Source organism: Rhodovastum atsumiense (genome assembly GCF_937425535.1).
Taxonomy (GTDB): Bacteria; Pseudomonadota; Alphaproteobacteria; order Acetobacterales; family Acetobacteraceae; genus Rhodovastum; species Rhodovastum atsumiense.
Genome location: NZ_OW485601.1, coordinates 2,398,248 through 2,410,469, shown reverse-complemented (window position 1 = coordinate 2,410,469; position 12,222 = coordinate 2,398,248). Strand labels below are relative to the sequence as shown.

The following is a 12,222-nucleotide window of genomic DNA, read 5'->3' as shown; positions in this document are numbered from 1 at the left end:
TGGCCGGGCGGGATCGTTTCAGGCAACAGCGCGGAACCATCACGATTTCCGCACGGACGCCACCTCGCATTGGACGGGTGAGCGATGTCGCGCGCCATGCGACAACCTGAAGATGCCTTGCCGTATCGCATCCATCTCCCGATGACACCGTTCCGCGCCAGCCTCCGTCTTGCCGCCGGCCTGCTCGCCCGCCACCCGCGCATCGAGGCCCTGAATGCCACCATCGCGACCACGGGGCTGACCGTGCTGCGGGACCTGCGCTACGGCCCCGACCCGCGCCACCTGTTCGACGTCTATCGCCCGGCCGCGGCGGCAGGGCCACTGCCCGTCGTGGTGTTCCTCTATGGCGGCGCCTGGCAGAGCGGACGGCGGCAGGATTATGCCTTCGTCGCCGCCCCGCTCGCGCGACGGGGGATGATCGTGGTGGTGCCGGACTACCGCCTGTTCCCGCAGGTCCGCTTTCCCGGCTTCCTCGAGGATGCGGCGCTGGCCGTCGCCGCCGTGCAGCGCGCCGCCCCGGGCTGGGGCGGCGATGCCACGCGGCTGTTCGTGGCCGGGCATTCCGCCGGCGCGTGGCTCGCCGCCATGCTGGCGGTGGCGCCACGCTGGCTGGCCGAGGCCGGGGGCGACCGGGCGGCGCTCTCCGGCGTGGTCGGGCTGGCCGGCCCCTATGACTTCCTGCCGATCCAGGACGAGGACATCCGCGCCGTGTTCTCCTCGGCCCCGGACCTGCGGCTGACGCAGCCGGTCCACCACGTGGACGGGCGCAACCCACCGTTGCTGCTGCTGCACGGGGCGGCGGACCGGGTCTGCTATCCGCGCAACAGCCTCGCTTTGGCCACCCGCGTCCGCGCCGCCGGCGGCCGCGCCGAGGTCCGGCTCTATCCGGGGGTGGGACATATCGGCATCGTCCTGGGATTCGCGCCGCTGTTCGGGTTCATCTCGCCTGTGGCGTCGGATCTGCGGCGCTTCGTGCAATCTCCGGTCGCGTCATTCACCTGCGACTGAACTCCGGGCTATAAGGCGCACCCCGTATCGAGAAGAGGCATCCCCTTGCCCGCGACAGGCCCCACCCTGGTCACCGGTGCCACCGGCTTCGTCGGCTCCGCCGTCGCCCGCGCGCTCGCCGCGCGCGGCCACGCGCTGCGCCTGCTGGCGCGCCCCGGCAACGACCGCAGCAACCTCGCCGGCCTCACGGCCGAGATCGTCGAGGGCGACCTGACCCAACCCGAGTCGCTGGCGCGCGCGGTGCAGGGCTGTCGCTACGTGGTGCATGTCGCCGCCGATTACCGGATCTGGGTGCCGGACCCGGAACCGATGCTCGCCGCCAATGTCGAGGGCACGCGGGCGCTGCTGCGTGCCGCCAAGGCCACCGGGGTGGAACGGGTGGTCCATTGCAGCAGCGTCGCCGCGCTCGGCCTGACCGGCAACAGGACCCCGGCCGACGAAACCACTCCGGTCAGCGAAGAGGCGATCGTCGGCATCTACAAGAAGTCGAAATACCGCGCCGAGCAGGCGGTGCTGGAGCTGGTCCGCACCGAGGGCGTGCCGGCGGTGATCGTCAATCCCACCGCCCCGGTCGGTCCCCGCGACATCAAGCCGACCCCGACCGGGCGCATGATCGCCGATGCCGCCGCCGGCCGCATGCCGGCTTATGTCGATACCGGACTGAACATCGTCCATGTCGATGACGTGGCGGAGGGCCACGTGCTGGCGCTCGAGCGCGGGCGGATCGGCGAGCGCTACATCCTCGGCAGCGAGAACCTGACCATGGCGCATATCCTCGCCCTGGTGGATGACGTGACGGAGGCCCCCCAGAGGCGGCGCCGGCTGCCGGTGCATGCCCTGTGGCCGGTCGCGATCGGCGCCGAGTTGTGGGCCCGCCGCCGCGGCGGCGAGCCGCTGGTGACGCGCGACCACCTGCGGATGGCGCAGAAGATCATGTTCTTCTCCTCGGCCAAGGCGCAGGCGGAGCTCGGCTATCGCGCGCGGCCGGCGCGGCACGCCATCGCCGATGCCATCGCCTGGTTCCGCGCCAACAACCGGATCCCCCGCGCATGATCGCGCCGGCGCTGCTCTCCCTGCTGTCCTGGCTGTATCTCGCCTTCCTGCACGGGCGGTTCTGGCAGGATGGCGAACGCCTGGCCCCCGCCCAGCCCACCACCGCCCCGCCGGTCGCCATCATCGTGCCGGCGCGCGACGAGGCCGAGGTGATCGCGCGCAGTATCGGCAGCCTGCTCGCGCAGGACTATCCGGGGCCGTTCCGCGTCGTGCTGGTGGATGACGGCAGCAGCGACGACACCGCCGCGATCGCCCGCGCCCTGCCCGGCGCCGAGCGCCTGACCGTGATCGCCGGCACGCCCCGCCCGGCGGACTGGGCAGGCAAGCTCTGGGCGGTGCAGCAGGGCGTGGCGGCGACCGAGGAGCCGCTGGTGCTGTTGACGGACGCCGATATCGAGCACGATCCCACGCATCTGGCGACGCTGGTGGCGCATGCCGGGCACCTTGGCGCCGACATGGTCAGCGAGATGGTGGAGCTGTCGTGCGAGAGCCCGGCGGAGCGGGTGCTGATCCCCGCCTTTCCCTACCTGTTCGCCCTGCTCTACCCCTTCGCCTGGGTCAACAACCCGCTGTGGCGCACCGCCGCCGCGGCCGGCGGCACCATCCTGATCCGCCGGCACGCGCTGGAGCGCATCGGCGGCATCGCCGCGATCCGTGGCGCGCTGATCGACGACGTGGCACTGGCGAAGGCGGTCAAGCGCGGCGGACGGATCTGGCTCGGGCATTCGCGACAGGCGCGCTCGATCCGGCCCTATCCCGGCCCGGGCGAGATCTGGGGGATGATCGCGCGCTCGGCCTACGTGCAGCTTGGCTATTCGCCCCTGATGCTGGCGCTGTCGCTGCTGGGGCTGACCCTGGTCTTCCTGGTGCCGCCGCTGGCGGTGCTGACCGGATCCTGGGTGGCCAAGGGGATCGGCCTCGCCGCCTGGGCGATCATGGCGCGGAGCTTCTGGCCGACGCTGCACCGCTTCCGTCTCTCGCCGCTCTGGACGCCGGTCCTGCCCGCGGTGGCGCTGTTCTACATGGCGGCCACGATCGGCTCGGCGATCAACCACCATCGCGGCCGCGGCGTGGTGTGGAAGCGCCGCGCCTATACCGGGCAGCAGGCATGAGCACGACCACCGAGAACGTCGAGGCGTGGTCCGGCAAGGACCGTGGCGACGAGAATTTCCCGGTCGGCTCGCTGCTGGTCAGCGCCCGGCTGCGGCCGCACATCCATGCCTTCTATGCCTTCGCCCGCAACGCCGACGACATCAGCGACAGCCCGGAGCTGACGCCCGCCGGCAAGGTGGCGCGGCTCGATGCCATGGAAGACGTGCTGCTCGGCCGCCGCGATAGCGGCAGCCCGAGCGCGCTCGGGCTGCGCCGCAGCCTCGCCGAGACCGGCGTCACGCCGCAGCACGCGGTGGAACTGCTGGTCGCCTTCCGTCGCGACGCGAGCAAGCTGCGCACCGCGAGCTGGGAGGATCTGCAGGATTACTGCCGCTATTCGGCCATGCCGGTCGGGCGCTACCTGCTCGACCTGCACGGCGAGACCAGGGCGGGCAGGGATGCCTCGGACGCGCTGTGCACCAGCCTGCAGGTGCTGAACCATCTGCAGGACGCCGCGAAGGACCTCGCGGCGCTGGATCGCTGCTACCTGCCGGCGGACCTGCTGGCGGAAGCGGGGGCTGGCATCGAGGACCTGCGCGGGACCGCCGCGACGCCGGGATTGCGGCGCGTGTTCGATGCCCTGCTCGATCGCTGCGACACGCTGAACCAGGTCGCGGCGGGCCTGGCCCGCCACACGCGCGACCGGCGGCTGCGGCTGGAGTCGATGGTGATCGTCGGCCTGGCGCGGCGGCTGACCACGCGGCTGCGACACGGCGATCCGGTGGCGCGGCGGGTGAAGCTGACCCGGCCGGACGTGGTCGCGAGCGTCATCGGCGCGCTGCGGTACCTGCCGTGAGCCCCCCCCTTGGAGCTGCGCCGGCCGACCTCGCGGAGGTCGAGGCGCTGGTGTGCGCCGCCGGCACGAGCTTTCATCGCGGTATGGTGGTGCTGCCGCCCGACCGGCGCCACGCTATGTTCGCGATCTACGCCTTCTGCCGCATCGTCGACGACATCGCCGACGACCCCGCCCCATTCGAGACGCGCCGGCGCCGCCTGGACGAATGGCGCGGGCGGGTCGCCGCCCTGTTCCGGGGCGAGGCGACGGATGCGGTCACCCGCGTGCTGCTGCGCGCGATTGCCGCCTTCGACCTGCGGCAGGCGGATTTTGAGGCTGTCATCGACGGCATGCAGATGGATGCGGAAACGGTGATCGTGGCCCCTGACCTCGCCACGTTCGACCTCTATTGCGACCGGGTCGCCGCGGCGGTCGGACGGCTGTCGGTGCGCGCCTTCGGCGATGCCTCGGCGGCGGCCGACGAGGTCGCCTGGCATCTCGGCCGGGCCCTGCAGGCTACCAACATCCTGCGCGACATCGCCGAGGACGCGGCGCGCGGGCGGCTTTACCTGCCGCGCGAGTTCCTCGACGCCGCCGGCGTACCGGCTGACCCGGGCGCCGTGCTCGGCCATCCAGGGCTGCCGGCGGCCTGCGCGCAGTTGGCGGCGCTCGCGCATGCGCGGTTCCGCGACGCGGATGCGGCCATGGCGCGCTGCGGGCGGCGGGCGATGAAACCGGCGCGGCTGATGGGGGGCATGTACAACGCCATCCTGGCCCGGCTGGAGCGACGCGGCTGGGAGCGGCCGGAGCAGCCGGTCCGGGTTCCCCGCTGGCAGAAACTCTGGATCGCCCTGCGGTACGGCGTGCCGTGATGCGGGTCCATGTCATTGGCGCCGGGCTCGCCGGGCTGGCGAGCGCCGTGGCGCTGGGCGCGCGCGGCGTGCCGGTCACGCTGTACGAGGCGGGGCCGGCGGCCGGCGGCCGCTGCCGCTCCTATTTCGACCGCGGCCTCGGCTGCCGCATCGACAACGGCAACCACCTGTTGCTGTCCGGCAACCAGGCGGCCATGGCCTATCTGGACCGGATCGGCGCCCGGGCGAGCCTGGGCGGGCCGGGAGAGGCGCTGTTCCCGTTCGTGGATCTGGCCAGCGGCACACGCTGGACGCTGCGGCCCGATGCGGGCCGGATCCCCTGGTGGATCCTGCGCCCGGACCGCCGGGTGCCGGGCACGCGGCTGCGCGAGTACCTGCAGTTGCTGGCGCTGCGCCGGGCCGCGCCGGAAGCCAGCGTCACCGATGTGCTGGATCCCGCGAGTCCGCTCTATCGCCGCCTGATCGAGCCGCTGGCGGTGGCGGCGCTGAACACGCCGCCGCAGGAGGCGCTTGCCGGGCTGCTGCGCCAGGTGGTCGAGCAGACGCTGTTGCGGGGCGGCGCGGCCTGCGTGCCGCTGTTCCCGCGCGAGGGGCTGTCCGAAAGCCTGGTCGATCCGGCCCTAGACTTCCTGGCCACGCGCGGCGGGCGGCTGCTGACCGGGCGGCGCATCGCCGCGATCGAGCACGGACCGGAGCGGGTGACGGCGCTGCACGGCCCGGATGGACCGGTCGCGGTCGAGGCGGCGGATGCGGTGGTGATGGCGGTGCCGTCCTGGGTCGCGGCCGACCTGCTGCCCGGCCTGCCCGCGCCGGCGGCGTTCCAGGCCATCCTCAACATCCATTTCCGCGTCAGCGCCCCCCCCGGCCCGGCCGGCTTCGTCGGCGTGGTCGGCGGCACGGCGGAGTGGATCTTCATGAAGGGAGACGTGGTCTCGGTGACCATCAGCGCCGCCAACCATCTGGTCGACCTGCCGGCCACGGACATCGCCGAAAAGGTCTGGTCCGAGGTGCGGCAGGTGCTGGCGCTCGAAGGCCCGATGCCGCCGGTGCGGGTGGTCAAGGAAAAGCGTGCCACCTTCGCCGCCACCGCGGCCGAGGAGCGGCGGCGCCCCGGTCCGTGTTGGCCAAAAGAGACACTGGGACTGCGAAATCTGCTGCTGGCCGGCGACTGGACCGCCACGGGGTTGCCCGCAACGATCGAAGGTGCCATCAGGTCCGGCAACTCTGCTGCCGGGATGATCCTCGCCGGCGTATGATGGAAAAATCACCATTGCCGCACGATCTGCTTGCCACCGTTCCGCACGACCAGTTGTCTGACGCGGTCAACCGCGCGAGGGCGGCGTTGCTGCGGCGGCAGCAGCCGGACGGGCATTGGGTGTTCGAGCTGGAAGCGGATGCCACCATCCCTGCCGAATACGTGCTGCTCGAGCACTTCCTCGACCGCATCGATGCGCCGCTGCAGGACAGGATCGCCACTTATCTGCGCTCGATCCAGGGCGAGCATGGCGGCTGGCCGCTGTTCCACGATGGTGACTTCAATCTCTCGGCCAGCGTGAAGGCCTATTTCGCGCTGAAAATCATCGGCGACGATCCGGACGCGCCGCACATGGTACGGGCGCGCGCGGCGATCCTGGGGGCCGGCGGCGCGGAGCGGGCCAACGTGTTCACCCGCGCGCAGCTCGCCCTGTTCGGAGAGGTGCCGTGGCACGCGGTGCCGGTGATGCCGGTCGAGATGGTGCTGTTGCCGAAATGGTTTCCGTTCCACCTCGACAAGGTTTCGTATTGGTCGCGCACCGTGATCGTGCCGCTGGTGGTGCTGATGGCGCTGCGCCCGCGCGCGCGCAATCCGCGCGGCGTGCATGTACCGGAGCTGTTCCGCACCCCGCCGGAGCAGGTGCGCGACTGGATCCGCGGCCCTTATCGCTCCGCCTGGGGTCGGTTCTTCAAGCATCTCGACTCGGTGCTGCGGGTGGCGGAGCCGCATTTCCCCAAGACGGTGCGCAAGCGGGCGATCGACTGGGCGGTTGCCTTCGTGACCGAGCGGCTCAATGGCGAGGACGGGCTGGGCGGCATCTATCCGGCGATGGCGAACACGGTGATGATGTTCGATTCGCTCGGTTATCCGTCCGATCACCCCGACGCCGCCATCGCCTGGGCGAGCGTGCGCAAGCTGCTGGTGGTCGAGGAAGACCGCGCCTATTGCCAGCCCTGCCTGTCGCCGGTGTGGGACACGGCGCTGTCCGGCCATGCCGTCGCGGAAGCCGACAGCGCTGCCGATCCGACGATCGACAACGCCTGTTCCTGGCTGCGTGGCAAGCAGGTGCTGGACCTGGTCGGCGACTGGGCGGCGTCGCGGCCCGACGCGGTGCCGGGCGGCTGGGCCTTCCAGTACGAGAACGCGCATTACCCGGACGTGGATGACACCGCCGTCGTCGGGATGTTGCTACATCGCAATGGTCAGGCCGGCGGCGATCCGGGCAATGACGAGGCGATCGCTCGCGCCCGCGACTGGGTCATCGGCATGCAGGGCAAGGACGGTGGCTGGGGCGCCTTCGACGCCGACAACAACCATCATTACCTCAACCACATCCCCTTCGCCGACCATGGCGCGCTGCTCGACCCGTCGACGGCGGACGTGACCGCGCGCTGCGTGTCGTTTCTGGCCCAGACCGGCATGCCGGCCGACCATCCGGTGATGGCGCGGGCGCTTGCCTGGCTGCGCTCGGAGCAGGAAGCGGACGGGGCGTGGTTCGGGCGCTGGGGAACCAACTACATCTACGGCACCTGGAGCGTGCTGTGCGCGCTGAACGCCGCGGGCGTGCCGGCCGAAGACCCGGCGGTGCGCCGTGCCGTTGGTTTCCTGCTGGAGACGCAACGCGAGGATGGCGGCTGGGGCGAGGACAACGAAACCTACGCGGACGCTCCGCGTGGCCGGTATCATCGCAGCAACCCGAGCCAAACCGCCTGGGCCTTGCTCGGCCTGATGGCGGCGGGCGAAGCGGAGCATCCGGCGGTGGCGCGTGGCATTGCCTGGCTGGCGGCGCAGCAGAAGCCGGATGGTGAGTGGGACGAGGCGCCGTACACGGCGGTCGGTTTCCCGCGCGTGTTCTATCTGCGCTATCACGGCTACAAGTTGTTTTTCCCGCTGCTGGCCATGGCGCGGTACCGCAACCTGATGCGCGGCAACGACCGCCGCGTGGCCTGGGGCTTTTGACCCGGGATCCAAGGGCTTCGCCCTTGGTGGAGGTCCAGGAGGCAAAGCCTCCTGGCGGGGCCGGGGCAGCGCCCCGGATCGGCGTCGTTACTGGCCTGACCGCCGAAGCCCGCATCGCGACGCCGCTTGGCCTGGTCGCCGCCGGCGGCGGCACCCCCATCGGCGCTGCCACAGCCGCCGAACGATTGGTAGCTCAAGGCGTGAAGGCCCTGGTCAGTTTCGGCCTCGCCGGGGGCCTTGATCCGGCGTTGCGTCCAGGCGACATCGTGGTGCCGGCGGATGTGCTCGACGGCGACTGTCGCCATCGCTGCGATCCTGCCCTGGCAGCGCGGTTCGGCGATGTCGGCGGAACATTGCTCGCGGAAGCCAGTGTGGTGGTCGAGGCCGCGGCCAAGGTGGCCTTGTTTGCCCGCACGGGGGCAGGCAGCGTCGATCTTGAAAGCGGCGCGGTTGCCCGGGTCGCCGCCCGGCATGGGCTGGCTTTCGCGGTCTTGCGGGCGATCTGCGACCCGGCCGGCCGTACCTTGCCCCCGGCGGCCCTGGTCGCGTTGACCGCCTCCGGTCGCATCGGGATGGTGCGGGTGCTGGCCTCGGTCGCGCGCCAACCGTCGCAGATCCCGACGTTGCTGGCGCTGGGCCGCGATGCCGCCGCGGCGCGGCGGGCGCTGCTGCGCCGTGTGGCGCAGGCCGCTGGTTAGCTGAACCGCCGGCGTGACCGGGGATGGAAATCCCCGGCCAGGCTGGTGGCCGCGATCACTCCGCCGCGTCGACGACCGTGCGCGACGGCGGAGTCGCGTGGCGCAGTTCCTCCACCTTCTCCTGGACGTGGCGGCTGAACACGTATTCGGCGGGACGCTGGTGCTCGAGCGGGATCTCCGGCGCCATCGGCCCTTCGGTGCGCGGGCCGCGCAGCGCCACGGTCAGCGGCTTCCAGGGACGGGTGACGGCATCGACCACGGCGGTCGCCTCATACCCGCTGTGCACCATGCAGTCGGCGCATTTCTCGTAATTGCCCGTGCCGTAGCGATCCCAATCGGTGGTCGCCATCAGCTCGGCATAAGTCTTCGCGTAGCCTTCGCCGAGCAGGTAGCAGGGGCGCTGCCAGCCGAACACGTTGCGGGTCGGCTTGCCCCAGGGCGTGCAGCGATAGCGCTGGTTGCCGGCCAGGAAATCCAGGAACAGCGAGGACTGGTTGAACTGCCAGCCCTTGCCTCGGCCGAGGCGGAAGATGTCACGGAAGAGCTGCTTGGATTTCTGGCGATTGAGGAAATGCTCGCGGTCGGGTGCGCGCTCGTAGGCATAGCCCGGCGAGATCATCACCCCGTCGATGCCGATCGCGGTGACCTCGTCGAGGAAGGCGGCGACGCGATCGGCCTGCGCATTATCGAACAGCGTGGTGTTGATGCAGACGCGGAAGCCGCGTGACTTCGCTGTCTTGATCGCCGCGACCGCGCGGTCGTAGACGCCGGCCTGGCTGACGGCGTGGTCGTGCGTCTCGCGGTCACCGTCGAGATGGACATCCCAGGCGAAGTTGCGATGCGGCCGGAAGGCGTCGATCTTCTTCTCGAGCAGCAGGCCGTTGGTGCAGAGATAGACGAACTTGCCGCGGGCGAGGATCTTCTCGACGATTTCCGGCATTTCCCGGTGCAGCAGCGGCTCGCCGCCGGCGATCGCCACCACCGGCGCGCCGCATTCGTCCACCGCGTCCAGGCATTCCTGCACCGACAGGCGCTGGTTCAGGATCTCGGCCGGATAGTCGATCTTGCCGCAGCCCGCGCAGGCGAGGTTGCAGCGGAACAGCGGCTCCAGCATCAGCACCAGCGGATAGCGCCGGCGGCCGAGCAGGTGCTGCTTGACCACATAGGCGCCGACGCGGACCAACTGATTCAGCGGAACGGGCATCGTCTTCTCCTCGGCTGCCGGCTCACGCGTCGGCCAGAACGGGTGGGAGGCGGAAACGCAGGTCCTCGACGTCACCGGCGAGGGTCGTGACCTCGACCACGTCAAGGCGGCGCAGGCGGTCGATCACCTCCTGCACCAGGACCTCAGGGGCGGATGCCCCGGCGGTGAGCCCGATCGTTTGCACCCCCGCGAACCAGTCGGGCTGCAGGTCGCGGGCGTCATCGATCAGGTAGCTGGGCCGGCCGGTCTCGGCGCCGATCTCGCGCAGCCGGTTGGAATTGGAACTGTTGCGCGAGCCGACCACCAGGATCACATCGACGCGGCCAGCGAGGTCGCGCACGGCCTGCTGGCGATTCTGGGTCGCGTAGCAGATGTTGCGCACGTCGGGTCCGACGATGGTGGGAAAGCGTGCCTGCAGGGCGGCGATGATCTGGCGCGTATCGTCCACCGAGAGGGTGGTCTGGGTCACATAGGCCAGGTTGTCCGGGTCGGCGGGCTGCAGCGCCGCCACGTCCCCGACGGTCTGCACCAGATGCACGCGACCGGGGATCTGGCCGATCGTGCCCTCTACCTCGGCATGGCCGGCATGCCCGATCAGCACGATCTCGCGGCCTTGCGTGGCGTAGCGGCGCCCCTCGTTATGGACCTTGGACACCAGCGGGCAGGTGGCGTCGATCACCGGCAGGGCGCGGATATGGGCGTCCTGCTCCACGCTGCGGGGGACGCCGTGGGCGCTGAAGACGGTGATGCCGCCGGGTGGGACCTCGTCGAGTTCGTCCACGAACACGGCGCCGCGCTTGCGCAGGTCTTCCACCACGTGGCGGTTATGGACGATTTCATGTCGTACGTAGATCGGTGGGCCATACCTGCGCAGCGCTCGTTCGACGATGTCGATTGCGCGTTCGACACCGGCGCAGAAGCCGCGGGGCTGGGCAAGCACAACCCGTAACATCACTCACTCCAGATACGAGACGTCGCTGTCCCAATCCATCCGCTCCCGAAAACGGATGAGCCCGTATACCTAATCCCACAAGTCGGATATTACAGGTTGCGTCGCGCGTGCAACGCCTCAAGCCAGAGGCGCTGGCGGTCCCTGTGCCGCGTGCAGGCCGTATGGCATGAATTGCGGGAGCGGAGTAGGGTGTACCGAGATTCGGCGAAATGCTTGGTTTCAGGCCGGGTTCCGCCTATCGGCACCGATATTCGTTGCCCCCTGCCCCCGGGGCGGCGTCGGGTCCGACCTTCGGGGAATAGGGCATTTTTGTCGCGATCGTGGCAATTCCGCCACATCCAATTTTGTTTCTGACAGGAAACCGGTGCCCGCATGACATCGGGTATGAATGACAACGCTGTCCAGGATCTGCCCGCCGCGCTGAGCCGGGTTGCGGCGGAGGTTGAAGCGGCGCTGGAAGACCTGCTGCCGCTGACGGAAGGGGCCGAGCGTCGCGTGATCGAGGCGATGCGGTATGGCTGCCTGGGGGGTGGCAAGCGGATGCGGGCCTTCCTGGTGATGGAAGGGGCGCGGCTGTTCAACGTGGACCGTCGGTGTGCGGCGCGGGTGGGTGCGGCGCTGGAGATGGTGCACGCCTATTCGCTGGTGCATGACGACCTGCCGGCGATGGACGACGACGACCTGCGGCGGGGCAAGCCGTCCTGCCACAAGGCGTTTGACGAGGCGACGGCGATCCTGGCGGGGGACGCGCTGCAGACGCGGGCCTTCGAGGTGCTGGCGGAGGCGGACACGCATTCCAACCCGGAGGCGCGGTGCGAGCTGGTAGCGGCGCTGGCGCTGGCGGCGGGGGCGCGCGGAATGGTGGGCGGCCAGATGATCGACATGGTGGCGGAGGGGCAGGTGCTCACGGCCGAGGAGATCACGCGGCTGCAGGCGCTGAAGACCGGTCGGCTGATCCAGTTCGGTGCGGAGGCGGGGGCGATCCTGGGACGTGCGGGGCCGGCGCAGCGTCATGCGCTGGCGGCGTATGGGCGCGACCTGGGGGCGGCGTTCCAGATTGCCGACGACGTGCTGGACCAGGAGGGGACGGCGGCGGAGCTGGGCAAGACGGCGGGCAAGGACCTGGCGGCGGGCAAGGCGACGATGGTGTCGGTGCTGGGGGTGGCGCGGGCGCGGGCGCAGGCGGAGATGCTGGCGGCGCAGGCGGCGCGGCACCTGGAGAGTTTCGGCGCGAAGGCGGGGCTGCTGCGCGAGCTGGCGGCGTATGTGGTCACCCGGCGCAACTGAGGCGGCG

Annotated in this window: 11 protein-coding genes; 9 read left to right on the top strand and 2 right to left on the bottom strand. The window is 70.5% G+C overall.

The annotated features are described in order from the left end of the window. The first annotated feature begins 96 nt into the window (after positions 1-96). Genes NBY65_RS11050 through NBY65_RS11015 form a run of 8 tightly spaced genes read left to right on the top strand, consistent with a single transcriptional unit; the run spans position 97 to position 8,772 of the window. The gene (locus NBY65_RS11050) at positions 97-1,008 is read left to right on the top strand and encodes an alpha/beta hydrolase (protein WP_162530907.1); all 912 of its coding nucleotides are present in this window, start codon (positions 97-99) and stop codon (positions 1,006-1,008) included. A gap of 45 nt (positions 1,009-1,053) precedes the next feature. Continuing rightward, positions 1,054-2,061, top strand: coding sequence for a hopanoid-associated sugar epimerase (gene hpnA / locus NBY65_RS11045; RefSeq protein ID WP_150045617.1), 1,008 nt, complete (start codon positions 1,054-1,056; stop codon positions 2,059-2,061). Further along, complete coding sequence (locus NBY65_RS11040; protein WP_150045616.1) at positions 2,058-3,173, top strand: glycosyltransferase; 1,116 nt, start codon at positions 2,058-2,060, stop codon at positions 3,171-3,173. The genes hpnA and NBY65_RS11040 overlap by 4 nt, the downstream gene beginning before the upstream one ends. Next, positions 3,170-4,009 carry a squalene synthase HpnC gene (gene hpnC, locus NBY65_RS11035; RefSeq protein WP_150045615.1) on the top strand — a complete coding sequence of 280 codons (840 nt, stop codon included), beginning with the start codon at positions 3,170-3,172 and terminating at the stop codon, positions 4,007-4,009. Before NBY65_RS11040 ends, hpnC begins: the two co-directional genes overlap by 4 nt. Next, positions 4,006-4,860, top strand: a complete 855-nt coding sequence (hpnD, locus tag NBY65_RS11030) for a presqualene diphosphate synthase HpnD (RefSeq protein ID WP_239003260.1) — start codon at positions 4,006-4,008, stop codon at positions 4,858-4,860. The genes hpnC and hpnD overlap by 4 nt, the downstream gene beginning before the upstream one ends. Next, positions 4,860-6,116 (top strand): hydroxysqualene dehydroxylase HpnE, encoded by a 1,257-nt coding sequence (gene hpnE / locus NBY65_RS11025; protein WP_150045614.1) that lies wholly within the window; start codon positions 4,860-4,862, stop codon positions 6,114-6,116. The genes hpnD and hpnE overlap by 1 nt, the downstream gene beginning before the upstream one ends. After that, positions 6,116-8,074 carry a squalene--hopene cyclase gene (shc, locus tag NBY65_RS11020; RefSeq protein ID WP_150045620.1) on the top strand — a complete coding sequence of 653 codons (1,959 nt, stop codon included), beginning with the start codon at positions 6,116-6,118 and terminating at the stop codon, positions 8,072-8,074. Before hpnE ends, shc begins: the two co-directional genes overlap by 1 nt. Before the next feature lie 26 nt (positions 8,075-8,100). Then, complete coding sequence (locus NBY65_RS11015) at positions 8,101-8,772, top strand: phosphorylase family protein (protein ID WP_239003261.1); 672 nt, start codon at positions 8,101-8,103, stop codon at positions 8,770-8,772. Positions 8,773-8,827: 55 nt separating this feature from the next. Here NBY65_RS11015 and hpnH read toward each other — a convergent pair whose 3' ends face one another. Further along, on the bottom strand, positions 8,828-9,976 hold the full coding sequence (gene hpnH / locus NBY65_RS11010) for an adenosyl-hopene transferase HpnH (protein WP_150045612.1): 1,149 nt from the start codon (positions 9,974-9,976) through the stop codon (positions 8,828-8,830). A gap of 22 nt (positions 9,977-9,998) precedes the next feature. Next, entirely contained in the window at positions 9,999-10,928 is a 930-nt protein-coding gene (gene ispH, locus NBY65_RS11005) for a 4-hydroxy-3-methylbut-2-enyl diphosphate reductase (protein WP_150045611.1), read from the bottom strand. Between the two features lie 384 nt (positions 10,929-11,312). On the opposite strand from ispH, the gene NBY65_RS11000 reads away from it, so the two are divergent. After that, complete coding sequence (locus NBY65_RS11000) at positions 11,313-12,215, top strand: polyprenyl synthetase family protein (RefSeq protein WP_250265660.1); 903 nt, start codon at positions 11,313-11,315, stop codon at positions 12,213-12,215. Positions 12,216-12,222: the final 7 nt, after the last annotated feature.